This is a genomic window from Kitasatospora sp. NPDC056783 (assembly GCF_042789895.1).
In the GTDB taxonomy this organism is placed as follows: domain Bacteria; phylum Actinomycetota; class Actinomycetes; order Streptomycetales; family Streptomycetaceae; genus Kitasatospora.
The window spans coordinates 1-24,750 of the sequence record NZ_JBHUAF010000003.1 but is presented as its reverse complement, the minus strand read 5'-3'; the positions used below and the strand labels follow the sequence as shown (position 1 = coordinate 24,750).

The 24,750-nt window shown below is 72.9% G+C and carries 23 protein-coding genes; 14 read left to right on the top strand and 9 right to left on the bottom strand.

All coding sequences use genetic code 11. From position 1 onward, the window contains the following. Positions 1–11 precede the first annotated feature (11 nt). Together hppD and ACFRMQ_RS01325 are read right to left on the bottom strand one after the other, a co-directional pair. Positions 12–1,226 (bottom strand): 4-hydroxyphenylpyruvate dioxygenase, encoded by a 1,215-nt coding sequence (gene hppD / locus ACFRMQ_RS01330; RefSeq protein WP_380725602.1) that lies wholly within the window; start codon positions 1,224–1,226, stop codon positions 12–14. Between the two features lie 231 nt (positions 1,227–1,457). Then, positions 1,458–2,840, bottom strand: coding sequence for a phosphoribosyltransferase family protein (locus tag ACFRMQ_RS01325; protein ID WP_380725600.1), 1,383 nt, complete (start codon positions 2,838–2,840; stop codon positions 1,458–1,460). A gap of 263 nt (positions 2,841–3,103) precedes the next feature. On the opposite strand from ACFRMQ_RS01325, the gene ACFRMQ_RS01320 reads away from it, so the two are divergent. The 4 genes from ACFRMQ_RS01320 (at position 3,104) to ACFRMQ_RS01305 (ending at position 5,728) form a co-directional block, all read left to right on the top strand. Beyond that, positions 3,104–3,499 carry a hypothetical protein gene (locus tag ACFRMQ_RS01320; protein WP_380725598.1) on the top strand — a complete coding sequence of 132 codons (396 nt, stop codon included), beginning with the start codon at positions 3,104–3,106 and terminating at the stop codon, positions 3,497–3,499. After that, complete coding sequence (locus ACFRMQ_RS01315; RefSeq protein WP_380725596.1) at positions 3,496–3,906, top strand: hypothetical protein; 411 nt, start codon at positions 3,496–3,498, stop codon at positions 3,904–3,906. The genes ACFRMQ_RS01320 and ACFRMQ_RS01315 overlap by 4 nt, the downstream gene beginning before the upstream one ends. Before the next feature lie 55 nt (positions 3,907–3,961). After that, positions 3,962–4,633, top strand: a complete 672-nt coding sequence (locus ACFRMQ_RS01310) for a cupin domain-containing protein (RefSeq protein ID WP_380725594.1) — start codon at positions 3,962–3,964, stop codon at positions 4,631–4,633. Positions 4,634–5,017: 384 nt separating this feature from the next. Then, the gene (locus ACFRMQ_RS01305) at positions 5,018–5,728 is read left to right on the top strand and encodes a response regulator (RefSeq protein WP_380725592.1); all 711 of its coding nucleotides are present in this window, start codon (positions 5,018–5,020) and stop codon (positions 5,726–5,728) included. 54 nt (positions 5,729–5,782) lie between these two features. Here the strand turns inward: ACFRMQ_RS01305 and ACFRMQ_RS01300 are convergent, their stop codons facing one another. Then, a complete protein-coding gene (locus ACFRMQ_RS01300) occupies positions 5,783–7,483 on the bottom strand; it encodes an acyl-CoA dehydrogenase family protein (RefSeq protein WP_380725590.1) in 1,701 nt (566 codons plus the stop codon). 131 nt (positions 7,484–7,614) lie between these two features. Continuing rightward, entirely contained in the window at positions 7,615–8,205 is a 591-nt protein-coding gene (locus ACFRMQ_RS01295) for a PadR family transcriptional regulator (protein ID WP_380725588.1), read from the bottom strand. A gap of 185 nt (positions 8,206–8,390) precedes the next feature. Here ACFRMQ_RS01295 and ACFRMQ_RS01290 point away from each other — a divergent pair, with 185 nt between their 5' ends. After that, positions 8,391–8,864 (top strand): SPW repeat protein, encoded by a 474-nt coding sequence (locus tag ACFRMQ_RS01290; RefSeq protein ID WP_380725586.1) that lies wholly within the window; start codon positions 8,391–8,393, stop codon positions 8,862–8,864. A gap of 195 nt (positions 8,865–9,059) precedes the next feature. On the opposite strand, the gene ACFRMQ_RS01285 is transcribed toward ACFRMQ_RS01290, so the two are convergent. Both ACFRMQ_RS01285 and ACFRMQ_RS01280 read right to left on the bottom strand, forming a co-directional pair. Beyond that, a complete protein-coding gene (locus ACFRMQ_RS01285) occupies positions 9,060–10,466 on the bottom strand; it encodes a class II fumarate hydratase (protein WP_380725584.1) in 1,407 nt (468 codons plus the stop codon). Between the two features lie 194 nt (positions 10,467–10,660). Further along, a complete protein-coding gene (locus tag ACFRMQ_RS01280) occupies positions 10,661–11,467 on the bottom strand; it encodes a carbon-nitrogen hydrolase family protein (RefSeq protein WP_380725582.1) in 807 nt (268 codons plus the stop codon). Positions 11,468–11,761: 294 nt separating this feature from the next. Between ACFRMQ_RS01280 and ACFRMQ_RS01275 the strand changes: the two genes are divergently transcribed. Continuing rightward, a complete protein-coding gene (locus tag ACFRMQ_RS01275; protein WP_380725580.1) occupies positions 11,762–13,777 on the top strand; it encodes a cholesterol oxidase substrate-binding domain-containing protein in 2,016 nt (671 codons plus the stop codon). A gap of 32 nt (positions 13,778–13,809) precedes the next feature. On the opposite strand, the gene ACFRMQ_RS01270 is transcribed toward ACFRMQ_RS01275, so the two are convergent. Then, entirely contained in the window at positions 13,810–14,466 is a 657-nt protein-coding gene (locus tag ACFRMQ_RS01270; RefSeq protein ID WP_380725578.1) for a helix-turn-helix domain-containing protein, read from the bottom strand. A 147-nt stretch (positions 14,467–14,613) separates the two neighbouring features. On the opposite strand from ACFRMQ_RS01270, the gene ACFRMQ_RS01265 reads away from it, so the two are divergent. Beyond that, positions 14,614–15,369 carry an AzlC family ABC transporter permease gene (locus ACFRMQ_RS01265; RefSeq protein ID WP_380725576.1) on the top strand — a complete coding sequence of 252 codons (756 nt, stop codon included), beginning with the start codon at positions 14,614–14,616 and terminating at the stop codon, positions 15,367–15,369. After that, positions 15,369–15,677, top strand: coding sequence for an AzlD domain-containing protein (locus ACFRMQ_RS01260; protein ID WP_380725687.1), 309 nt, complete (start codon positions 15,369–15,371; stop codon positions 15,675–15,677). The genes ACFRMQ_RS01265 and ACFRMQ_RS01260 overlap by 1 nt, the downstream gene beginning before the upstream one ends. A gap of 86 nt (positions 15,678–15,763) precedes the next feature. Here ACFRMQ_RS01260 and ACFRMQ_RS01255 read toward each other — a convergent pair whose 3' ends face one another. Continuing rightward, entirely contained in the window at positions 15,764–16,090 is a 327-nt protein-coding gene (locus tag ACFRMQ_RS01255; protein ID WP_380725574.1) for a hypothetical protein, read from the bottom strand. Between the two features lie 140 nt (positions 16,091–16,230). Here ACFRMQ_RS01255 and ACFRMQ_RS01250 point away from each other — a divergent pair, with 140 nt between their 5' ends. The 6 genes from ACFRMQ_RS01250 (at position 16,231) to ACFRMQ_RS01225 (ending at position 22,403) form a co-directional block, all read left to right on the top strand. After that, positions 16,231–17,418, top strand: a complete 1,188-nt coding sequence (locus ACFRMQ_RS01250) for an acyl-CoA dehydrogenase family protein (protein ID WP_380725572.1) — start codon at positions 16,231–16,233, stop codon at positions 17,416–17,418. A gap of 73 nt (positions 17,419–17,491) precedes the next feature. Further along, complete coding sequence (locus ACFRMQ_RS01245) at positions 17,492–17,869, top strand: ADP-ribosylation/crystallin J1 (RefSeq protein WP_380725570.1); 378 nt, start codon at positions 17,492–17,494, stop codon at positions 17,867–17,869. Next, positions 17,866–18,675 carry an ATP-grasp domain-containing protein gene (locus ACFRMQ_RS01240; RefSeq protein ID WP_380725568.1) on the top strand — a complete coding sequence of 270 codons (810 nt, stop codon included), beginning with the start codon at positions 17,866–17,868 and terminating at the stop codon, positions 18,673–18,675. The genes ACFRMQ_RS01245 and ACFRMQ_RS01240 overlap by 4 nt, the downstream gene beginning before the upstream one ends. 163 nt (positions 18,676–18,838) lie before the next feature. Beyond that, entirely contained in the window at positions 18,839–19,717 is an 879-nt protein-coding gene (locus ACFRMQ_RS01235) for an alkaline phosphatase family protein (RefSeq protein WP_380725566.1), read from the top strand. A 485-nt stretch (positions 19,718–20,202) separates the two neighbouring features. Next, complete coding sequence (locus tag ACFRMQ_RS01230; RefSeq protein WP_380725564.1) at positions 20,203–20,685, top strand: hypothetical protein; 483 nt, start codon at positions 20,203–20,205, stop codon at positions 20,683–20,685. 347 nt (positions 20,686–21,032) lie between these two features. Beyond that, positions 21,033–22,403: a multidrug effflux MFS transporter gene (locus ACFRMQ_RS01225; RefSeq protein WP_380725562.1), complete on the top strand. Its 1,371-nt coding sequence runs from the start codon at positions 21,033–21,035 to the stop codon at positions 22,401–22,403. 143 nt (positions 22,404–22,546) lie between these two features. Here the strand turns inward: ACFRMQ_RS01225 and ACFRMQ_RS01220 are convergent, their stop codons facing one another. Beyond that, the gene (locus ACFRMQ_RS01220) at positions 22,547–24,289 is read right to left on the bottom strand and encodes a glycosyl hydrolase family 18 protein (protein ID WP_380725560.1); all 1,743 of its coding nucleotides are present in this window, start codon (positions 24,287–24,289) and stop codon (positions 22,547–22,549) included. Between the last annotated feature and the right edge of the window lie 461 nt (positions 24,290–24,750).

Genomic DNA, 24,750 nt, shown 5'->3' with positions numbered 1-24,750 from the left:
TCGGCCGACGCTCACAGGTTGCCGCGGCGGTCCTGCTCGCGCTCGATCGACTCGAAGAGCGCCTTGAAGTTGCCCTTGCCGAAGCCGAGCGAACCGTGCCGCTCGATGAACTCGTAGAAGACGGTGGGGCGGTCGCCGATCGGCTTGGTGAAGATCTGGAGCAGGTAGCCGTCCTCGTCGCGGTCGACCAGGATGCCGCGCTTCTTCAGCTCCTCGATCGGCACCCGGACCTTGCCGATCCGCTCGCGCAGCTCCGGGTCGTCGTAGTAGGCGTCCGGGGTGGAGAGGAACTCCACGCCGCGCGCCCGCAGCACGTCCACGGTGGTGAGGATGTCGTTGGTGGCGAGTGCCATGTGCTGGCAGCCGGGGCCGGTGTAGAACTCCAGGTACTCGTCGATCTGGGACTTCTTCTTGGCGATGGCCGGCTCGTTGAGCGGGAACTTCACCCGGTGGTTGCCGCTGGCGACGACCTTGGACATCAGCGCGGAGTAGTCGGTGGCGATGTCGTCGCCGACGAACTCGGCCATGTTCACGAAGCCCATGACGCGGTTGTAGAACGTCACCCACTCGTTCATCCGGCCCAGCTCGACGTTGCCGACGGCGTGGTCGAGGGCCTGGAAGAGGCGCTTGGGCGTGCCCTCCGGGTGGGTGACCTTGCTCTGCGCGACGACGTAGCCCGGAAGGTACGGGCCGTTGTAGCGGGAGCGGTCGATCAGGGTGTGGCGGGTCTCGCCGTAGGTGGCGATGGCCGCGCGGCGCACGGTGCCGTTCTCGTCCGAGACGTCGTTCGGCTCCTCCAGGACGGTGGCGCCGGTCGCGCGGGCGTGCTCGATGCACTTGTCGACGTCCGGGACCTCCAGGGCGAGGTCGACGACGCCGTCGCCGTGGCGGCGGTGGTGGTCGAGCAGCGGGCTGTCCGGCTGGACGCCGCCCTTGATCACGAAGCGGCAGGAACCGGAACGGAGCACGTAGGCCTTGCGGTCCCGGCGGCCGGTCTCCGGGCCGGAGTAGGCGACCAGCTCCATGCCGAAGACGACCTGGTAGAACTGGGCCGTCTGGGTGGCGTTCCCGACGACGAAGACGACGGCGTCCTGGGCCGTCACCGGGAACGGGTCGGCGGCCGCGTCGTGCTCGACGAGGCCGACGAGGCGGCGCAGCTGGTCGGCGTCAAGACCGGCCTCGCGCTCCTCGGGGGTCAACTCAAGGGCGTGGGACTGCGGGGTCATCGCTCGTTCCTCCACTTCGGGCCTCGTCGTCGAGGCTTCCGCTGGATCGCGACCGCACCGCGAACGGGTGGGCGGTGTGGTTGCGGAGAGCTTGCTACTGTCCGAGGGGTTGGGCAACAGGTCGTTTTTTGACTGCTCAATGTGTACAAGCTGATCAGAAAATCCCGCTGTCGGCTGCGCAAAATGCGCTGCTGACCGGGGGTGATGTCCGAGGTCTGCGCAATGGGACACTCAGCTGCTTCCGGGGCCGGTGGGGCGCGGGAGATGGCGGAGGAACCAGTCCGAGGCCAGCTCGGCGACCCGGTCCAGCGTCCCCGGCTCCTCGAACAGGTGGCTCGCGTGCGGCACCACCGCGAGCCCGGTCTCGCAGCGCAGCAGGCTCCGGGCCCGCCGGTTGAGGTCGAGCACGGCGGGGTCCAGCGAGCCGACGACGAGCAGCGTCGGGGCGCGCACCCGGGCCAGCGCGTCCGGCGGGGCGAGGTCCGGGCGACCGCCCCGGGAGACCACGGCGCGCACGGCCGGCCCCAGTTCGGCGGCGGTGTGCAGCGCGGCGGCCGCGCCGGTGCTGGCACCGAACAGGCCGAGGGGCAGGCCCGGCGTCTCGGGCACGGCGGCGTCCCCACGACCGGCCCCATGACCGTCCCCGGCACCGTCCCCGCCCAGTTCGCGGGCGACGGCGGTCAGCCGGGCACCCAGCAGCGCCACGTCGAACACGTTCCGCCGGTCGGCCTCCTCGGCCTCGGTGAGCAGGTCGAACAGCAGCGTGGCCAGCCCGGTGCGGTTGAGGTGGTCGGCGACGTACCGGTTGCGTGGGCTGTGCCGCCCGCTGCCACTGCCGTGCGCGAAGACGACGACCCCGCGCGCCCCGGCCGGGACGGTCAGCCGGCCCGCGAGGCGGACCCCGGCGACGGGCAGCGGCAGCTCGCGGTCGACCCCGGCGGAGGAGGGGAGCGGATCGTCGTCGGCCGCGGCGAGCAGTCGCAGGACCTCCGCGTCCTCGGTCTGCGAGAAGTCGGCGTAGAACTCGCCGATCGCGAAGAACGGCGACGGCGTGGCCACGCAGACCAGGTCGTCGGCGACCTCGTCGAGGCGCTCGGTCCAGTCCGGTGGAGCGACCGGCACGGCGAGCACCACCCGGGCCGCGCCGCGCTCCCGGACGATCCGGCAGGCCGCCCGGGCGGTCGACCCGGTGGCGACGCCGTCGTCCACCACGATCACGGTGCGCCCGCGCAGGTCGGCGGGCGGCCGGTCGCCCCGGTAGCGGCGCGCCCGGCGCTCCAACTCGGCGCGCTCCTCGCGCTCCACCTCGGCCAACTGCGCGTCGGTGACCGAGGAGAACCGGATGACCTGCTCGTTCAGCACCCGGACGCCGTCCTCGCCGATCGCCCCCATGCCCAACTCGGGCTGGTAGGGCACGCCGAGCTTGCGGATCACACAGATGTCCAGCGGGGCGCCGAGTGCCGCCGCGACCTCGGCGGCCACCGGCACGCCACCTCTCGGCAGCGCCACGACCACGGTGCCGGGGCCGGCCAGGCGGTTCAGGAGGGCGGCCAGCCGACGGCCCGCCTCGGTGCGGTCGGCGAAGCGGGTGAACGGGGTTCCGGTGACGTGCACGACACGGCCTCCGGTTCCACCGTACGTCGTCCCGGGCGGCTCGGGGCGGTCACCGGCCGGGGAGCGGGCGGGGGCGGGAAGGGCGTCGGAAACCGGCCCGGACCGACGTGGGAACCGGCGTGGGAACCGGCCGGGACGGGACCCGGGATCGGGCCGGGAGCGGGACGGGACGACACCCCCGTGTGGCCGGGACAGCGGGCGGCGCACCGTGGATCACGGAGGCGGACCGCAGAGCCCGCCCGCGACCGGAAGGAGCGCCCGTCATGTCGGGAACCGTCATCACCGACCTGCGCCGCCGCGGCGCCGTCGACCCCGGCCGCCTGCTCGCCGGACCGCTGCGCGGGGTCGGCCTGCAACGACTCGACCCGGGCCGCCAGGTCGAGGTGGCCGCCGACGGAGTCGAGCACGCCCTGTACGTCACCACCGGCTCCGGGCTCGCCGAACCGCCCGAGGGCGCCGTACGTCCGGACGGGACGGACGGTCCCGACGATCCGGACCGCTCCGAGCGCGCCGACGCCGGCCTGCCGCTCGTCGAGGGCACCGCCGTCGTGCTGCCGCTCGGCACCCGGACCGTCCTGACCGCCGGGACGGCCGGACTGGAGTACTTCCACGCCGTGCTCGCCGTCCCGCTCTCCCGCGAAGGAGGCGACCCGAGGTGATCGTCACCACCGACACCGGCGCCGCCATGGTCGTCATCGGCCCGAACGGCGAACGCGTCCGCATCCGTTCCCTGGCCCGGCGAGCGATGCTCGCCAGCGCCTGCGAGGCCTTCGACCACCTGCGGCTGAGCCCGGGAGCCCACCACACCCTCCCGGGCCGACCCGACACCGAAACCGCCCTGCACGTGCTGCGCGGCGCCGCCATCATCGGCCAACTCTCCGACGAACCGGACCACTTGGCCTCGGAAGGAGACCTGCTGCTGGCCCGCCGCGGCCGCGCGCTGCACCTCGAAGCCGGGCCGCTCGGCGTGGAACTGCTCTGTCTGACCCTCGCCGTCCCCCGGCACTGCGCCGGCACCCGCGCGGCCCTGGCCGCCCGCCGCGCCGCCCGCCGCGACCGGCCCTGACCGGCCCTGACCGGCCCTGACCGGCCCTGACCGGACCTGACCGAGGAGCCCCGTCGTGATACTCGTCCCCGCCGCCATCCCCCGCACCGCACCCGCCTTCCAACGGCTGATCGACCCCGAGCAGCGGCCCGCCGTCCGCGCCGCACTCACCGTCGAGGCGCTGCCCCCGGGCGTCAGGATCGACCAACTCCCCTACGAATCGGTGGAGTCGGTGACCGTGGTGCTCTCCGGCCGGCTGTTCGCGGCCGGCCGAGTCCTCTCCCCGGGCGAGGCCCTGCACCACCGCCCCGGCACCTCCTGCCGACTCGCCGCCGTCCGTGGCACCCCCACCACCGTGCTCACCGTCCGTCCCACCTCCACGGCCCCCCGGGTCGCCATTCCCGCCCAGCGATCGGACTCGACACCCGCCCGGAACTGGCGGCAGGTGGACGTGGGCACCGTCCGCCTCGACCCCGGCGCCACGTGCGGCCCGTACACGGACCGGGCGGCCGACGCCTTCCTGCTGCTCCTCGACGGGCCCGCCGTCTTCCTCGGAGACCTCGGCGAAGTACCGCTTCGCCCCGGCGACTTGGTCTACGTCCGGGCGGGCGAGCGGTACGGCCTGAGAACCGGCCGCCGCGGCCCGGCCACCGCCGTCCTGGGTCGCGTCGGCGCCCCCGGCACCGTCCCGGGACCAGACCGGGACGGCAGGCCCACGCGCTCGGGGCAGGCCGATCCGCAGAGCTGAGAACAAGGTGATCGACCAGGTCGACGAGGCCGACGAGCTCGTCGCGCGGGTGGGACGCGCCCGGTCCGCCGAGGTGGACGAGCGCGTAACAGGTCCAGACGGTCCCGACGGCCAAGCGCACCGCCGCGCCCGCCGCCACGCAGGTCGGCTGCCGCTCGGCCCGCGTGCGGTGCGGGGGAGGGATCGCCGTGGTCATGGCGCCATCCCTCGGGACGGGTTCGGTCGGCGGGGTGCCGGTCCCGGGAGTCCCGAGCGCGGACGGTCCGGTGTCCCGGGTGCCCGATCCGCCGGTCCCGGATCCTGGCGCACGGGGGGCCGACACGCGGAGGGGTTCACGCGCATGTCACGGAAAGTCACGCGATCGACGCTGATAGTGTCGCCCGCGTGGATGAAGAAGAGCCGGTGGATCCCCCGGATCCCAGCGGGGACAGGCCCGTCCGTGTGCTGATCGTCGACGATCACCCCCTCTTCCGGGAGGGGCTCAAGGCGGCGCTGGAGAGCGCGGAAGGCATCGCGGTGGTCGCCGAGGCCGAGCGGGTCGGCGAGGTCCCGGAGGCGGTCGCCCGGTCCCGCCCGACCGTGGTGATCATGGACCTCTCGCTGCCCGACGGCTCCGGACTGGACGCCGTCCGGCACCTGGCCACCCAGGAGGCGCCGCCGCCGGTACTGATGCTGACCATGTCGGACGACGACGGGAACCTGCTCGCCGCCCTCCAGGCGGGCGCGCGCGGCTACCTGGTCAAGGGCGCCGGGCGGGAGGAGGTGCTGCACGCGGTGCGGACGGTCGCGGCCGGCGGCGCGGTGTTCGGCGGCGAGGTGGCCGGGCGGATCACCGCCCTGCTGGCCGGGGCGAGGATGCGCGAGGCGGGGCAGCTCTTCCCCGAGCTCACGGCCCGCGAGGCCGAAGTGCTGGACCTGGTCGCGCGCGGGCTGGACAACCGGCGGATCGCCCGGGAACTGGTGGTCGCGGAGAAGACCGTCCGCAACCACATCACCCACATCTTCGAGAAGCTCCACGTGGCCACGCGCGCCGAGGCCGTCGCCCGGGCCCGTGACATGGGCCTCGGCGACGGCCGGACCTCTCCGGAGAGGTGAACCGGGGTGCCGGCCCGCCGGCCGGCACCCCCCGGGGGGCCGCGTCGCCGCGTGCTACGGCCGCATCTCGTACGCGCCGCAGAGCGCCTCGACCCGCGCCCACACCCGCGCGTCCCGCGCCGCGTCGGCGACCGGACGGCGCACGTTCGCCACCGCCCAGGCGGCCTGCTCCTCGGTGGCGGAGGCCTTGCCGTGCATCTCGGTGGCGTGCGCGGAGAAGTCGCGGACCAGCGCGTCGAAGATCCGGTCCACGACCTCCGTGTCCAGGCCGGTCAGCTCGGCCTGCTCCAGCACCAGCTGGCCGTAGACGATCAGCGCGAACAGCTGGCCGATCTCCAGCAGGAAGTCCAGGTCCGCCTGCTGCTCCTTGCTCGGCGCGTTCTCGATCAGCAACTCGCAGAAGCCGTCGGCCTGTTCGCGGAAGCGGGCGACGTTGGGCAGCCCGGCGTTGCGGTCGTAGGCGGCGCGCCAGTCGTGGAAGCGGATCGCGCCGAGGCCACGGGCCGGGCCCTGCCGGAACAGGAAGGCGTCGTCGGCGGCGTCCAGGCGGGTCGGCACCGGCGCGTAGTCGGCCGGGGCGAACAGGTAGTTGCCCATGAACTTGAGGATCAGCGCCAGGTTGACGTGGACGGTGCCCTCCAGCTTCGGCAGGCCGCGGATGTCCTTCGCGGCCTTGTCGAAGTAGGTGTCCGCCTCGAAGCCCTTGGCCGCGATGACGTCCCACATCAGGTCGATGACCTTCTCGCCCTCGGTGGTGACCTTCATCTTGGTCATCGGGTTGAACAGCAGGTAGCGGCGGTCCTCCGGGGAGGCGGTGCGGAAGTAGTCCACGGCGCGAGCGGAGAACAGCTTCATCGCCACCAGGCGGACGTACGCGTCGGTCAACTCCCGCTTGACGTGCGGGAAGTCGGTGACCCGCTTGCCGTACAGCACCCGGTTGTGGGCGTGCGTGACGGCCTCGTACATCGCGTGCTCGCAGATGCCGATCGAGGCGGTGCAGAGGTTGAACTTTCCGACGTTGACGGTGTTGAGCGCGGCGTCGAAGGCGGCCTGCCCGGTGTGCAGCACGTCCTCCGCGCGCACCGGGTAGTCCTTCAGGCGGAACTCGCTGACGTACATCTGGGCGTTCACCACGTTCTTGACCAGGTGGTACGCCTCGTGGCGGCTGTCGACGGCGAAGAAGACGTAGCCCTCCGGACCCTCGACGTCCGAACGGCGGCCGAACACCGAGACCAGGCCGGCCACGTTGCCGTTGCCGATGTAGTACTTGGAACCGGTCGCGGTGAATCCGCCCTGGCCGTCAGGGGTGAGGACCATGTCGGTGGAGTAGATGTCGGCGCCGTGGGTGCGCTCGGAGAGGCCGAAGGCCATCACGTGGCCCTCGGCGAGGAGCTTGGCGGCGCGGGCGCGGACGGCCTCGTTCTCGCTCTGCCAGACCGGGCCGAGGCCCAGGATGGTGACCTGCCAGGTGTACCAGTAGCCGAGGCCGTAGAAGCCGAGGATCTCGTTCAGCTCGGCGATCCGCGCGGTGTCCCAGCGCTTGTCGGGGTCGGCCGCGGTGGGGGTCAGGAACTCCGCGAACAGGCCCTCCCCGGCGGCGAAGTCGAGGAAGTCGGCGTACCAGCTGCGGTCGACGTAGGTGTCGATCAGTGCCTTCTTGCCGCGGGACTCGAACCAGTCCACCGTCGCGCGCAGCAGTCGGCGGGTCGGCTCGTCGAACCGGACGGGGTCGTAGCTGCGCGGGTTGAAGAGCATCGAGGGGCTCCCGGGGGTCGAGGGTTTGGGGGCGGGGCGGGGCGGGGCGGGCGGTACGGCAGGTAACAGGTTTCAGATTTCAGAATCTGTTATCTGTCATTCGTCATCTGTCGTCTGTCATCTGAAAGTTGTCAGCCATCGGTTGCCGGCTGTCCGACGGGCTCGCCGCCCGCGGCCCGGTCCCCGGCGAGGCGGCGCAGGGTGGCGAGTACGTCGTCGAGCCAGGCGAGGGTCATCCGCTCGTACTCGATCCCGCCGCGAAGCACCACGTGCTGCAGCTCCTGCCGGGCGTCGAGCGCGGCGGGGTCGGGGAAGTCCCGCTGCTCGCCGTGCAGGTAGCGGGCGAGCAGGGCGGCGTGGCTCTCGCGGTGCCGTTCGACCTCGGCGACCAGCGCCGCCGGGTCGTCGAAGGCGGCGGCCCGGATCTTGACCGCGAGCTCGTGCCGGACGGTCTCCGGTTCGACCGGTTCGCGCAGCCAGCCGGCCAGCGCGGCCCGTCCGGCCTCGGCCGCCGAGTAGACCTTCTTGTCCGGCCGCCCCTCCTGGGGGACCTCCCGCGCGGACACCCAGCCGTCCGCCTCCATCCGCCGCAGCACCCGGTAGATCTGCTGATGGGTGGCGGTCCAGAAACGCCCGATCGAGCGGTCGAAGCGCCGGGCCAGCTCGTAGCCGGAACCGGGCTGCTCCAGCAGCGAGACGAGGATCGCGTGCTCCAGTGCCATGGCTCGCATCCTGCTATGCAACGAGTTGCATAGGCAATGCCGACCCGGCCGGTTGAGACGCAGGTCACCGGCGTGATCCGATGGTTATCGGTCATTCCGTTCCATCGGGTGCAAATCAATGGATAAGGGCCAGAATGGGTACGGGGCAAGCGCCTTACCGGTTCCGACCACAGGAGGTGGTATCGGTGGCAACCCATATCCCGGTCACGGGCATGGAGCACCATCCGGACATCGTCGAACTGCGCGAACGCTACGAGCGGGCCACTTCGACCCCCCGCGCCCAGGGCATCGAAGCCCTGGCCGTCCTGGCCGGCCTCTTCCTGGCGGCATCGCCATGGATCGTCGGCTTCACCGCGTACACCACTCTGACCGTGACCTGCCTGATCGTGGGTCTGGCCTACACGGCCCTGATGGCCGGCTACGGATCGGCCTACGAGCGCACCCACGCACGGGCCTGGGCGGCCGCGGTGCTCGGTGTCTGGACGATCATCTCGCCGTGGGTCGTCTCCGGGTCCGTCGCGCACGGCAAGAACATCGTCACCTGCGTCATCGTGGGCGCCGTGATGTTCCTGCTCGGCCTCGCGGCCATCTCGATGGCGACCATGACGTCGAACGGGGCGTCGATGCGGCGCGGCCGGGCCGGCCGAGCCAAGGGCTGATCTTCCCCGCAGCCCGTGGCCGGGGCGCGGAGGGCTCGACCGCCCACCGCGCCCCGGCGCACGCTCGCCTGCGCACGCCCGCCTGTGCGCGGCCCCGTCCTTCGGCAAGGCGCCGGGCCCTTCGGCAGAGCGTCCACCGTGGGCAGAGCGTCCACCGTGGGCGGGGCGTCGAGCGTGGGCGGGGCGCCGCCCACGCTACGGGTGCGTCATCCGCAGCACGTCCAGGGCCTCGTCCAACTGCTCCTCGGTGAGCCTGCCCTGCTCGACATAGCCGCGCTCCAGCACCACCTGGCGGATCGTCTTGCGCTCGGCCAGCGCCTGCTTGGCGACCTTCGCCGCCTCCTCGTACCCGATGTAGCGGTTCAGCGGGGTCACCACCGAGGGTGAGGACTCCGCGTACTCCCGGGCCCGTTCGACGTTGGCGGTGACGCCGTCCACCGTCCGGTCGGCCAGCAGCCGGGCACTGTTGGCGAGCAGCCGCACCGATTCCAGGACGTTGCGGGCGATCACCGGCAGCATCACGTTCAGCTCGAAGTTGCCGCTCGCGCCGGCCAGCGTGACCGTCGCGTCGTTGCCCACCACCTGGGCCGCGACCATGAGCACCACCTCGGGCAGCACCGGGTTGACCTTGCCCGGCATGATCGACGAACCGGGCTGGAGGTCCGGCAGGTTGATCTCGCCGAGTCCGGTGCGCGGACCGGAGCCCATCCACCGAAGGTCGTTCGCGATCTTCGTGAACCCGACCGCCACCGTGCGCAGTTGGCCGCTCAACTCGACCAGGGCGTCCCGCGCGCCCTGTGCCTCGAAGTGGTTCCGGGCCTCGGTCAGCGGCAGGTCGGTGGCCTTGGCGACCTCCGCGATGACGGCCGCCGGGAAGCCGGGCGGGGTGTTGATGCCGGTGCCCACCGCCGTTCCGCCGAGCGGGAGTTCGGCCACTCGGGGGAGGGTGGCCAGCAGTCGCTCCCGCCCGTGCCGCACCTGCGCCGCGTAGCCGCCGAACTCCTGGCCGAGGGTGACGGGCGTGGCGTCCATCAGGTGCGTGCGGCCCGACTTGACCACCTGGGCGAACTCGGTTTCCTTGCGCTCCAGCGCCTCGGCGAGGTGCTCCAGCGCCGGGACCAGGTCGTGGGTGACGGCGGCGGTCGCGGCGATGTGGATCGAGGACGGGAACACGTCGTTGGACGACTGACTGGCGTTGACGTGGTCGTTCGGGTGGACCGGACGGCCCAGCCGCTCGCCGGCCAGGGTGGCGATCACCTCGTTGGTGTTCATGTTGGACGAGGTGCCCGAGCCGGTCTGGAACACGTCCACCGGGAACTGGTCGTCCCAGTGGCCCTGCGCGACCTCCTCGGCTGCCGCCTCGATCGCCTCCGCCGTCTCCCCGTCCAGCACCCCGAGCCGGGCGTTCACCCGGGCCGCGGCGGCCTTGATCCGGGCCAGCGCGGCGATGTGCGCGCGCTCCAGCCGTTGGCCGGACACCGGGAAGTTCTCCACCGCCCGCTGCGTCTGCGCCTGCCACTTCGCGTCGGCCGGCACCCGGACCTCGCCCATCGAGTCGTGCTCGATCCGGTACTCCTGCGGCTTCTCCTGCTCGCCACCCATCACGCGCTGCACCTCCTGTGCGGACCTGACCGGCCCGGAACGGATCTCCGATCACCACAGCCGCGCGCGGGGCCCGGGTATTTCCGCCGGGGAAGGCGGATCCGGGCCGGGCCCGTCGGCGGGCATCCGCCATCCGCCATCCGTCGTCCGCCGCTGGGGTGTCCCGGTGCCTGCCGCCGGAGCCGTCCCGGCGCCTACCGCCGGGGCAGCTCGGCGCGGACCAGCTCGCCGGGGGCGGTACCGGCCTGGACGACGAGCCCGCTGCCCGGGGCCCAGACGCCGGAGCCGCCCGAGCTGTCCGGGTACTCGCCGGTGGCGCCCGCGCAGGTCGCGAGCACGCACCAGACCCCGTGGGCGGCGGCCCGGTCGCGGAAGTGGCCGTCCCGGCGTTCGGCCTGGGCGGCGCCGGGCCCGTAGAGGGCGGAGGCGACGTAGGCGTCGATGCCGAGCGCGGAGGTCTCCTCGGCGTGCGCCGGGTCGGCGGCGTCCGCGCAGACGGCGAGGCCCAGCCGCAGGCCGTCCAGCTCCAGGACGACGGGCTTCTCGCCGGGGGCGAAGCGCTCGACCTCGGCGCCGTGCAGGCGCGTCTTCCGGTGGACGACCTCGGCGCCCGCTCCGGTGACCGCCAGCGTGGCGATGGGCTCGCGTCCGTCGGCCTCGGCCTCGGCCACCGGCGCCCCGACCAGGGCGACGGCTCCGGTCGCCGCGCAGGCCGCCGGCAGCGGTGCGAGCCGGGCGTCCGAGGGGTCGATTGCCGGTGCGGCGAGGTCGTAACCGGTCAGCGACAGCTCGGGGAACACCACCAGCCGGGTGCCCGCCTCCCGGATCGCGGCGGCGTGCCGGGCGACGTTCTCGGAGACCGTGTCGGGACGGCCGGCGGCGGCGCGCACGGGCTGGGCGACGGCGACGGTCAGCGGCGGGCACGAGGCCGCGAGCGAGGGCGAGGGTACGGCAGGGCCTCCGGCGGGCGGTGTGGGGTGGGGTGGGGTTTGCGTGATCAACCTATGAGTCCGCGAACCGGATGGGCAAGGATCGGAGGATTCCGTTCCGAACGGGGGCGGTGCTGCCGGCCGGGCCGAGGTGGACGAACCGAGGCGGACGAACCGAGGCAGGCGGTCGGGGACTCCGTCGGCCGATCGAGTCGATCTCACTCGAAGGGGTGAGATCCCGAGCAGATACGTCGGACTGTCATATGGACCTTCATACGCTCCCAGTGGGCCGGGTCGACACCGGCCGGACCCGGATCGTCGCAGCTCGGCCCGGGGAGGGACGAGGACAGAGGGGCGGACGGACGGATGAGCACGGAACACGGCCGGAAGGGCGAAACGGTCGCCGGCGCGGTGGACGAGAGGAGCAGCCCGGGGAGCGGCGCGACATCGACCGGTCGCGCCACCCCGGCGAGCGGCGCGGCCACCCCGGCGAGCGGCCTCACCCGCCGACAACTGCTCGGCGCGTCGGCGGCACTGGGCGGTGCGGCCTGGCTGCTGCGCGGCACCATCGGCCCGGACAGCGCCCAGGCCGTCACCCCCGTACCGCCCGCACTGCCCGCGGGCACCGAGCTGTACCAGCGGGTCTTCCAGAACTGGTCCGGCGAGATCCGCACCGACCAGCTGTGGACCTGCGCGCCCCGCACACCCGAAGAAGTCCCGGCGCTCGCCGACTGGGCGCACGCCAACGGCTGGCGGCTGCGCGCCTCCGGCTACCGGCACACCTGGGCACCGCTCACCGTCGCCGCCGGGACCCGGGAGGGCGCCCGGGTGCTGCTCGTGGACACCAGCCGGTACCTCACCGCGATCAGCGCCGACTCGCCCACCACCGTCCGGGCGCAGACCGGCGCCACCATGGAGTCCCTGCTCGCGCACCTGGCCGGCCGCGGCCTGGGCCTGACCGCCTGCCCGGCCCCCGGCGAGCTCACCGTCGGCGGCGTGCTCGCCATCGGCGGCCACGGCACCGCCGTCCCGGCCGCGGGGGAGGTGCGGCCGGAGGGGCACGGCTACGGCTCGGTCAGCAACCAGGTCGTCCGGCTCACCGCCGTCGTCCTGGACCCGGCCACCGGCCGTTACGCGCTGCGCGACTTCGACCGCTCCGAGGCCGACAGCGCCGCCTTCCTGGTGCACCTGGGCCGTGCCTTCCTCACCGAGGTGGTGCTACGCGCCGGCGCCGACCGGCCACTGCGCTGCGTCAGCCGGCTCGACATCCCGGCGAGCGAGCTCTTCGCCCGCCCGGGCGGCAGCGGTACGGGCTCCGGCTCGGGCAGCGGAGGACTCGGCGGAGGACTCGGCGGAGTGCTCGGAGGGGTGCTGGGCGGCGTCCTCGGTGGGGGAGGCGGCGGCGGGCCGCGGACCCTGGCCGACTTCGTGGAGCGCGACGGCCGGGTCGAGGCGATCTGGTTCGCCTACACCGAGTACCCCTGGCTCAAGACCTGGAGCGTCACCCCGAACAAACCGCTCGCCTCGCTGGCCGTCGACCACCCCTACAACTACCCCTTCTCGGACAGCATCCCGGAACCGGTCGCCCGACTCGTCGGCGAGATCGTCTCCGGCACCTGGGGATCGGCCCCGCTGTTCGGCCAACTCCAGTACCTGGTCGCGAAGGTGGCACTCACCGGTGACCTCACGGACGTGCTGCTCTCCGGCGGGCTGCTGCGCGGGCTGCTCAGCGGAGAGGTGCTCACCCACCTGCTCGCGGGCGGACTGCGCTCCGACCTCTGGGGCCCCTCGCGCACCATGCTCCAGTACGTGCGCCCGACCACCCTGCGGGTGACCGCCAACGGCTACGCGATCCTCACCAGGCGCGCCGACCTCCAGTGGGTGGTGAGTGAATTCGCCTCCCACTACCGCGGATTGCTCGCCGCCTACCAGGCCAGGGGTGAGTTCCCGGTGAACGGCGCGGTGGAGATCCGGGTCACCGGTCTGGACGACCCGGCCTCCTCCGGAGTCCCCGGCGCCCGGCCCCCGCTGCTGTCCGCGCTGCGCCCGCGCGCCGACCGCCCGGAATGGGACACGGCGGTCTGGCTGGACGTCCTCGCCCTCCCCGGCACCCCCGGACTGGAGCGCTTCGCCCGGGAGCTGGAGCAGTGGCTGCTGCGGACCTTCGACGGCACCCGGGCGGGCCTGCGGGTCGAGTGGTCCAAGGGCTGGGCCTACACCGACGACGCCGCGTGGTCGGATCCCGACCTGCTCGGCCGGGTCATTCCCGACAGCCTGCGGGCCGGCGGCGGACCGGGCTGGGACGAGGCGGTCGCCGTGCTGGACCGGCACGACCCGCACCGGGTGTTCGGAAACCCTTTCCTGGACGGCCTGTTGAAGTAACGGGTGCGGGGTTCGAGCGATCTCGCTGATCGTCAGATGTGTTCCATCACGATCACCGCGAGGGTGTCCGGCGCCAGGGCCCGGAACACGTGCGGGGCGTCGCCCGGGTAGCTCGCGTAGTCACCCGGGCCCAGCTCGACCGGCGCCTCGGCGGGCCCGACCAGGGCCCGCCCGGCGCCGATCATCAGGTGCTCGACGGTGCCGGGCATGTGCGGATCGGAGGCCCTGGTCTCGCCCGGCTGCGCCTCGATCCGGTAGATGTCGCGTCGGGCGTTGGGCGGGCAGGAGGAGAGCACGGTGGCGGCGTAGTCCGCGTGCTCGGAGTGGGTCACCGGACCCTCGCCGGCCCGGATCACCTTGACCGTAGGGCGGGGCGGGTCGACCAGGCGGCTGAACGGCACGTTCAGCGCGACCCCGAGTGCCCAGAGCGTCTCCACGCTGGGGTTGCCCGCACCCGACTCCAGCTGGGACAGCGTGGACTTGGCGATGCCCGCGCGCCGGGCCAGCTCGGCCATCGACAGTCCGCCGCGCTCGCGTTCGCGCCGGATCGAGGCGGCGATCTGGCCGATCAGCTCGCCACCGCCACCGCCACCGCCACCGCCGCCACCGCTGCTGCTGCCGCTGCCGCTGGAGTTGCCGCTGCCGCCCGGGCTCGCGGTCGGGGTGGTCCGGTCACTCATGCTCGCCACTCACGCTTCCTCCTGGCCCCTTCCCGTGCGCCCGGTGCGGGCGGTGCCGTTCATGCTGCCACGATCGGCCGCGACGACCGCTCGTTCGCCTGATCGGTCCATGCGTTCGGCTTGACGAACGGGCGCGTTGGGTTCACTCTGATGAACATGCGTTCGCTATTTCGAACACTGGGGCGTGCCACTCTCCGTGACATCGCTCTGGTCTGTCTGGCCGACGCCCTCGTCGGCGCCTCCTTCGGTGCGATCGGCGTCTCCGGCGGGCTTCCCCTCTGGGTGCCGATCGCGCTCTCCGTCCTCGTGTTCGCGGGCGGCTCCCAGTTCGCGGCGGTCGGCGTGGTGCTCTCCGGCGGTGGCGCCCTCGCCGCGGTCGCCACCGGACTGGTGCTCAACGCCCGCCTGCTGCCCTTCGGCTTCACCGTGGCCGACGTGTTCGACGGCCCGCTGTGGCGGCGTCTGCTCGGCGCGCAGCTGCTCACGGACGAGACCGCCGCCTTCGCGCTGCGGCACGATGAGCCACGGCGGCGCAGGGCGGCGTACTGGCTCTGCGGGATCGCGTTGTACGTCGTGTGGAACGTCTCGGTGCTGCTCGGCGCGGTCGCGGGCGCACTGATCGGCGACACCGACGCGTTCGGCCTGGACGCGGCCTTCCCCGCCGTGCTGCTCGCGCTCGTGCTGCCCTCGTTGTCGGACCGCCGCACCCGTACGGCGGCGGTGGTCGGCGCGGTGGTCGCGGTCGTGGTCACGCCCTACGTTCCGGCCGGGCTGCCGGTGTTGTTCGCGCTCGTCGGTCCGCTGTTCGCGGGGCGGCCGGAGCCGGGCGAAGCGGCGCGGAAGGCGGCAGGCGGGCGGAGTGGTGCGAACGCGGAGAACGCGGAGAACGCGGAGAAAGGGGCGGTCCGATGATGCCGCTCTACGCCGTCCTGCTGCTCGCGGCCGGGACGTACGCCTTCCGGATCGCCGGGCCGCTCCTCGGCGGCCGGCTCGTCCTCTCGGACCGGCTGCGGCACCTGCTGGCCGTCGTGGCCACGGTGCTGCTGGTGGCCCTGGTCGCGACCGGTGCGCTGACCCAGGGGCACGGCTTCGCGGGGTGGGCCCGTCCGGCGGGCGTCCTGGTCGCGGGCGCGCTCGTGCTGCGCCGGGCGCCGTTCCCGGCGGTGGTCGTCGGGGGTGCGGCGACGACGGCGCTGCTGCGGCTCTGCGGGGTGGCCTGACGAATGACAGATGACGGCTGACAGAATTTGAAATCTGTTATCTGTCATCTGTCATCTGTTGCCTGGCGTCCGTCACCCGTCCGCCGTCACACGCCCTCTCCGCCCCCTTCGGCCAGGCGCTCCTCCTGGACCTCTGGCCGCTTGCTGTCCCACAGCAGCTCCCACACCTTGAACACGCAGTGGTAGTCGCGCATGCTCCCCTGCGAGATCAGCAGGTAGGTGTCCCCGTCCCGGAGCAGCGTCCGCCGCCGACTGGTGAACGGGTGGTGCGGGGTGTAGGAGGGGACGAGCCGCTTCAGCTCCTCGACGGCCTCCTCGCGGGTGCCCTCCACCTCGGCGAGCACCTTGTTGCCCCAGGTCCGGTCCTGGCCCACGCCCACCGTCTCCTCGACGACCAGCGCCCAACGCGCCATGCCCTGCTCCCGTCTGGCTGTCCCGACGACCACGCGCGCACCGCCGAACGTGTCGCCATCCTCACGTGCTCGCACCCGCCCGGCGTCCGGGCGGGTGCGGAATACTCCCCGGTATCCCGCCGAGAGTACAAGGAGCTTCAATGACGAAGCCGCCCCGGATCGACCCCTCCGACCTGCTCGCCGTCGGAGACCTCCTCTCCGACGAGGAACGGCTGATCCGCGACACCGTCCGCCGGTTCACCGACGAACGCGTCCGGCCGCACCTCGCCGACTGGTTCGAGCGCGGCGTGTTCCCGGCCCGCGAACTCGCCCCCGAACTCGGCGCCCTCGGCGTGCTCGGCATGCACCTCGACGGCTACGGCTGCGCGGGCGCCGACGCGGTGGCGTACGGGGTGGCCTGCATGGAACTGGAGGCAGCCGACTCCGGGCTGCGCAGCTTCGTCTCCGTCCAGGGCTCGCTCGCCATGCGCTCGATCCACGCCTTCGGCTCCGAGGAGCAGAAGCGGCGCTGGCTGCCCGGCATGGCCGCCGGCGAACTGATCGGCTGCTTCGGACTCACCGAGCCGGACTTCGGCTCGGACCCGGCCAACATGCGCACCCGGGCGGTCCGCAAGGGCGGCGAGAACGGCGACTGGGTGCTGTCCGGCAGCAAGATGTGGATCACCAACGGCAGCATCGCCGACGTCGCCGTGGTCTGGGCGCAGACCGAGGAGGGCGTGCGCGGCTTCCTGATCGAGCGCGGCACCCGCGGCCTGACCGCCACCGACGTGCACGGCAAGCTCTCGCTGCGCGCCTCGGTCACCAGCGAGCTGGCCTTCGACGAGGTGGTGCTGCCCGCGGACGCGGTGCTGCCCGGGGTCGTCGGCCTGCGCGGACCGCTCTCCTCCCTCAACGAGGCCCGCTACGGCATCCTCTGGGGCACCGTCGGCGCGGCCCGCGACTGCTACACCGCCGCTCTGGACTACGCCAAGAGCCGGATCCAGTTCGACCGCCCGATCGCGGGCTTCCAGCTGACCCAGCAGAAGCTGGTCGAGATGATGCTGGAGGTGGAGAAGGCCTACTTGGTGGCCCTGCGGATCGGCCGGCTCAAGGAGCAGGGTGCGGCCCGTCCGCCGCACATCAGCTTCGGCAAGCTCAACAACGTCCGCACCGCGCTGGAGATCGCCCGCAGCGCCCGGACCGTCCTGGGCGCCAACGGCATCACCACCGAGTACCCGGTGCTGCGGCACGCCAACAACCTGGAGTCGGTGCTCACCTACGAGGGCACCAGCGAGATCCACACCCTGGTCCTCGGCGAGGCCATCACCGGCGAGTCCGCGTACCGCTGACGGCCCGTCCGCACCGCCGACCAGTGGGAAACCGGTGGCCGGGCCCGCCCCGGCCCGGCTACCGTTCCTTGCCATGAACAGCGCGACCTCCCGGCAGGCACCCCCGACCACCACCCTCTGGCGCCCCACCGGCCCCGAGGAACTGGCCCTGGTCGAGGCCGCCGACTGGCGCGCCTGGCCGCCCCGCCTGCCCGAGCAGCCGATCTTCTACCCCGTCCTCAACGAGGACTACGCGATCCGGATAGCCCGGGACTGGAACGTGCCCGCCTCCGGCGTCGGCTACGTCACCCGCTTCAAGGTGGACACCGCCTTCCTCGCCCGCTACCCGGTACAGCGGGCCGGCGGCCGGACCATCCTCGAACTCTGGGTGCCGGCCGAGGAGTTGGCCGAGTTCAACCGGCACATCGTCGGCCCGATCGAGGTCGTCCACGAGTTCCGGCCCCAGCCGTGACGGCGCCCGGGGGCGCCGGCGAGCGGGTCCTGCTCACCTCCGCCCAGCAGACCGGCACCACCACCCTGCTCGCCGAGGCCGCCGGCAGGCGCGGCCTGACCACCGCCGTCCTGGACGGACCGGCGACGGTCGAGCGGCTCGCCGGGCGGCCCGTCCACTGGTACGGCGGGCCACTCGCCGGCGCCCGGATCGCCGCGCCGCTCGGCCTCGCCCTGCTCGAACCCGAGGACGACTGGCTCGCCCGCCTCCCCGAGGAGTTCACCCGCCGCCGGATCGAACTCACCACCCTCGCCGAGGCCTGGACGCTGCGCCACCCGGCGTTCGTCAAGCCGCCCGCCGACAAGTCGGTCCCGCCCGCCGTCTACCCGGACGGCTCCCGGCTGCCCCGCACCGGCGAGCGGATCGGCCCGGACACGCCCGTCCTGGTCAGCGAACCGGTCACGTTCGCCGCCGAGTACCGGCTGTTCGTCCGCGACGGAGAGGTGCTCACCGGCAGCCGCTACGCCAGGTTCGGGCGGCTCGACCCGGCGCCGCCGACCGACGGCGCTGTCGCCTTCGCCCGCCGCCTGCTCGACGCCGTCGGCGACACCCTGCCCAGCGCCGTCGCGCTGGACGTCGGCCCGCTCGCCGACCCGTACGACCCGGCCGAGCACTGGGCCGTGGTCGAGGCCAACCTTCCGTGGTTCGCGCAGTGCTACGCCGCCGACCCGGACCGGGTCCTGGACGTGGTGCTGCGCGCCGCCGGACCGGCCGCCGAACTCGGCGGGGCCGACCGCCGTTTCGTCCGCTGCCTCGTCGGCCGCTGAAGGGCGCCGGCCGACAACCGGTCGGCGTCCTTCCGACACCCCTCGGACACCTGGTGTTCGACGGCGGGACGCCGGCCGGTACGGCGGGCGGTGAAGCATGGCGCGGTCGGCGGCGCCCTCGGCGGGCGCGGCCGGAAGCGCACCACCGAAAGGAACCCCCACCATGTCCGCTGCCCAGTGGCCCCGACCCCGCGTGCTCGTCGTCGGGATCGACGGCGTCCGCCACGACTACCTGGCGCAGGTGCCGATGCCCCGCCTGCGGGAGGTCGCCGAGGCCGGGTTCCTGGTGCCGGTCACCGTCGCGGACACCACCCCCACCATGTCCGGTCCGTGCTGGGCCACCATCGTGACCGGGGTGGAGCCCGCCAAGCACGGGGTCTGGGGCAACCACCTGGGCGGCAACCGGCTCGACGTGTTCCCCGACTTCGCCACCCGGCTCGCCCGGGGCGACCGCCGCCGCACCTTCGTCGCGGCGGGCTGGGACCCGCTGGTGATCAACGAGTCCGGCGGCCCGCTGTTCCGCGCCCCCGGCCGGCTCTCCTACATAGCCCCCGCCGAGGACACCCCCGAGGCCTGGGAGGCGGTGGACGAGGAGGTCACCCGGGAGGCCGTCCACGTTCTCGGCACCGCCGACCCCGAGGCCTCCTTCGTCTACCTCGGCGCCGTCGACGAGACCGCCCACTTCCTGGGGTGCGGCGAGGAGTACCGCGCGTCCATGCGCACCGCCGACGAGCGCCTCGGCCGCCTCCTGGACGCCGTCCGCGGCCGGGCGACCCACGCCGAGGAGCAGTGGACGGTCATCGTCGTCACCGACCACGGGCACGTCGCGGCCGGCGGCCACGGCGGCCGTACGGTCGAGGAGCGCACGGCCTGGGTCGCCTGCGCCGGACACGGCATCCCGGCCGGCCCGCCCACCGGCGAGATCCGCCACCCCGACGTCGCCGCCCAGGTGTACGCCTCGCTGCTGCGCCCGATCGACCCGCACTGGACCCTCGACGGCCGCCCGTTCCCGCTCGCCCGGCCGGTGCCGGCGGAGGCCTGAGGCGCCGGCGGCCCGAAACCATCGGCGCCCCGAGCCGGTGACACTTCGAACGGGGGCGTTCCGGGCGGGGCCGAGCCGGGCCGGGCCGGGCTGGGCGGGGCAGGACGGGGGAGGGCGGATGCTCCGGGTGCAGCACGCCGGGCTGCGGCGGCGCCGGGCTTGAGCGAGGCTCGATCGGGGCCGGGGCCGTGCCGGAGCCGGGCACGCCAACCTGAGCACCGGAACGGCACGACCCGGGCCCGCGCGGGCCGCGCCCCTCAGGGTCTCCGCCGAGAGACGTACGTCTGAAGGTGGAGAGGCTACCCCGTGGGTTGGAGACAGGATCGCGACCTGGTGGTGACGATCCGACGGGTCCGTACGGGCCACGATGGTTGTACCGGGCGGCGGACCGCGCCGACCGGGTCGGCGACGGCACGGTGCAGGACGTGTCGCGCGGGCACAGGGACAGCGGCCGCATCGGTCACACACGGAGAGGGCAGTCGGACATGAAGGGCATCGTGAGCAAGGTCGCGCTGGGAGTCGCGGGCACCGGCATGGCCGTCGCCGTGGCCACCGTGGCAATCGGCCCGCGGGTGTCCGACTGGTACGACGGGCACCACCAGGAGCAGGCCTCCTACCAGAGCGGCAGCCAGGCCAAGGCCGAGCGCCGCTCGATGCCGGCCTGGCTCCCCGACAACGCCTCCGGGGTGCAGTACCTGATGTCCACCAGGGGAGACGACCGCCTGCTGCGCGCCACCCTCCCCGAGGGCCGGCTGCCCGTCGGCTGCACCGCCGGGCTGCCGGGCAAGGGCGCGCACCCGGTGCCGGAGTCACTCAAGGCCGGCTGGTTCCCCGAGGGCGTCGCGAGCAAGGCCACCGGCACCTGCGGGCACTACAACGTGGCGCTGACCGGCAACCAGCTCTTCGCGTGGCAGGACGGAGCGGCGCTGCAGGCGGCGCTCCGCACCGAGCGCGTCGCCAAGCACTGAGCCGGGTGGGCGGGCGCCCTCGGACCCGCCGACCGGGCGTCAGCCCGACCGGCCGCCACCCCTGGCGACTCCTGACTGTTCCTGAGCGTCACTGAGCACCGCCGAGCACTACTGAACGGCTTCTGGGCAGGAGCCGGACGGCCCGCCGGGCACCGGAAGGTGCGGGCGGGCCGTCGTCGTGTGCGCGCCGGAGCGCGCCGGCGGACGAGCGCCTCCAGAGCGCCCGCGGTCGGTCGGAACGTACCCCCGCTGTCGGTCGGGACGTACCCCCGCTGTCGGAACCAGGCCCGGCTGCGATAGGACGGAGCGCGAACGAACCCCACGTCACCCCGCCCGTAAGGAGAGCCATGCCCGGCCCGACCGTCGGCCCCACCGACGACACGTCGACCGCTGCGACCGCACCCGCCACCGCGACGCCCGCCGTCACGCCCGTCCCCACACCCGCCGGCGCGCCCGGCACCACGCCCGCCGCCGCACCCGGCAGTTCGCCAGCCGCCACGCCCGTCGTCGGGAAGGCCGGCCCCGGCCTGGCGGTGATCGTCGCCCTCGGCGGTCTCACCGCGCTCGGCCCCCTCACCACCGACCTCTACCTCCCGGGCCTGCCCGCGATCGCCGACGATCTGGTCGCCAAGCCGGCCGCCGTCCAGCTCACCCTGACCTTCTCGATGTTCGGGGTGGCTGCCGGTCAGCTGCTGTTCGGACCGCTCAGCGACCGCTTCGGGCGCCGTCCGCCGCTGCTCGTGGGGCTCGTCCTCTACACCCTGTCCAGCCTGGTCTGCGTGTTCGCGCCGAACCTGACGGTGCTGATCGCCGCCCGCTTCGTCCAGGGCGCGGCCGGGTCCGCCGGACTGGTGATCGGACGAGCCGTCTCCCGGGACCGCTTCCAGGGGGTCGCGCTGCTGCGCTTCCTCGCCTCGATCGCCCTGATATCCGGGCTGGCACCGATCCTCGCGCCGATCATCGGCGCGCAGCTGATGCGGTTCACCTCGTGGCGCGGCACCTTCGGCGTGCTCACGGCGCTCGGACTGCTGCTCACCCTGGTCGCGTTCGGCGTGCTGCGCGAGACGCTGCCGACGGAGGCCCGGGACCGCGGCGGAGTGGGCGAGGCCCTGCGGACGATGGGGAGGCTGCTGCGCGACCTGCCGTTCCTGGGGCTGGCGCTGACCAGCTCCCTCGCCTTCGGCGCGCTGTTCGGCTACATCAGTGGGTCGTCGACGGTGCTCCAGCACGTGTACCAGGTCACGCCGCAGACCTACAGTCTGCTGTTCGGACTGAACTCGTTCTCGATCGTGGTGATGACCCAGGTGAACGGGCGGCTGCTGGCACCGCGCTTCACGCCGCGGGCGCTGATGCTGGGCAGCCTGGCGGTGGCCGTGGCCGCCGGGGCGGCGCTCGTGCTGCTGACGACGGTCTGGGACTTCGGGCTGGCCGGGTTCTGCCCGCCGCTGTTCGTGATGATGGGCAGTCTCGGGGTGCTCCTGCCGAACACTGCCGCCCAGGCGCTCGGCATGGTCGAGCCGAAGGTGGCGGGTACGGCGTCGGCGCTGCTCGGGACGGGCAACTTCCTGGTCGGCGCCGTGGTCGCGCCGCTGAGCAGCCTCGGCGGGCAGCCGTCGGCGGTGCTGCTGGCGGTGGTGGTCCTGGTCTGCGGGGTGCTGGCGACGGTCGCGTACCTGGCACTGTGCCGACCCGAGCGCATGCGGGCGGCGGGGATCTGACCGGCGCCGGCGGACAGGTGACGGAGTGCGGCTGACAGCGAACGGATGACAGCGCACGGCTGACAGCGAACAGAAAACGGATGACAGCTGACAGATGTTGAAATCTGTCAGCTGTCATCCGTCATTCGTCACCCGAAGCGGACTCAGGCGATGGAGAAGTCATCCCCGTACACGTTGCCCTGGCCGTACCAGCCGTGCAGGTACACGGTGACGGTGCCGTTGGCGCCGGTGGTGAAGGGGACGGACAGCTTGGTCCAGCCGGAGGAGCTGGTCCAGACGCTCGCGGTGGCGCCGCCGCTGACACCGGCGTAGGCGTAGTTGCCCTGCACCCAACCGCTCAGGGTGTAGCTGGTGTTGGGCTTCAGCGTGACGGTCTGGGAGCAGTCACCGGTCTGGCTCGCGGTGGCCGCGGCCTGGAGCGCGTAGCTGCCGGAGTGGACCGGGGTGGAGACCACGGCGCCGCCGCTCTGGCAGGTCCACGGGCTCAGGCTGCCGGTCTCCAGGTCACCGTTGACCAGGCCGGTCGTCGGGCCGGCCCCGGTGACGGTCAGCGAGTAGGTCGCGGTGTGGCTGCCGGAGGCACCGGTGGCGGTGACGGTCAGCGGGTAGGTGCCCGCGGCCGCGGCCGCCGTGGTGGCGATGTTCAGCGTGGCGCTGTTGCCGGCGGTGACGCTGCCGGGGGTGACGGTGGCGGTGACGCCGGCCGGGGCGCCGCTGACCGTCAGGTTGACGCTCTGCGCCGAACCCGCCGTCACGCCCGTCGCGATGGTCGCCGAGGTGGAAGCGCCGGCGGTGACCGTGGCGGAGGCCGGGCTGGCCGAGATCGAGAAGTCGTTGCTCACCGTCGAGCCGCTGGTGAACGGCGCGAAGATGTGGCTGAAGTCCCAGGTGTTCTGGTTGATCCCGGAGCAGTTGTCGTCGCCGGCCTTGCCGACGCAGCCGCCGTTGTCGCGCTGGAGCGCCCAGAACGACAGCGTGCTGATGCCCTTGGACACCGCCCAGTTGTACACCGTGTTGGCGTTCGCCACGGTGAAGGTCTCGGCCGGACCGAAGTCGTCGATGCCGATCATCTCGATGATCCCGATCGAACCCCACAGCTGGGCGGGGGTCTTGGACGGGTAGAGCTTGGCCAGCTGGTTGTACAGGCCCTGCGCGGAGGTCTGGGTGTCGGCCGCCATGTCGTGCGTGGCGTTGTCGTAGTAGTCGAAGGTCATCATGTTGACGACATCGATCCGCGCGTTGTTGCTGACCGCGTTCTTCAGCACGGCGAGGCCGCTGCTGGCCAGCCCGGAGGTGGTGGTGGGCAGCGTGTAGGAGAACTGGACGTTCCGGCCGTTGGCGGCGGCCCAGTCCTGCACGATCTTGATCGCCTTGTTGCGGCGGTCGATCCCGGCGGTGTTGGTCAGCGAGTTGTCCTCGATGTCGAGGTCGATCCGGCTGACGTCGTAGGTGGTGATCACGTTCTCGAAAGCGGCCGCGATCTGGTTGACATCGGTGCAGCTGTCGGCGATCTCGGTGCCGGTGTTGTCGGCGGTGTAGCCGCCGAAGGACGGGATCACGTCCCCGCCGTTGGCGCGGATGGTCGCGATGTCGGCGCCCCAGGTCGAAGTGGACACCGGCTTCGAGGCGTCGCCGTTCCACAGCGGAGTGCAGGAGCCCTTGGTGGCGGTCTGGAGGAACGCCATGGTCAGGTACTTGGCACCGGACTGCGCGGACAGCTGGGCCGGGCTCTGGCCGATCCAGGACTCGAAGTAGGGGGCGAAGACCCGGCTGGGAATGGGCGTGGCGGCCTGGGCGGTGCCCGTCCCGGCGGCGACCAGACCGGCCGAGGCGGCCAGCGTGGCGCAGGCCGTCAGCGCGGCCTGGACTGCTCTGCGAAGGCGCATGGATTCTCCAACAGACTTGGTGGGGCAGGACGTTGGGGGCGTGCTGTCGGTCCGGGCGAGGCGGCCATGTGGGGTCGGCCGCGCGGTCCCGGGCCGGGGGGTCGGATATCGGGAGTGCGGGGGTGCGGAGGCCCACCGACTCGCGCGGACGCGGGCCGCGGATGCGAGCGCGCGTGCCGTACGGGGCGGGGGTGGAGCGGAGCAGGGCAGGGCGATGCCTCAGCCGCCGGTGGTCACACCCCCACAGTGCATCCCGGTCGGATCGACATGCTTATGTTTGGACTAGACCACTGGTCTGTCAATAGTCCTAACAGTTCGTCAGCATACGGTCCGCGCGGGCGAAGGGCGCGGATGGGCGCTGTCCGGGACGGTCGGGGTGTCGAGCCGGTCGAGGTGTCGGACCGGAGTGCGGGCGAACGGCTTCGGAAACGAGAAGGCCGTGGCCGCGCACCCTCGGAAGG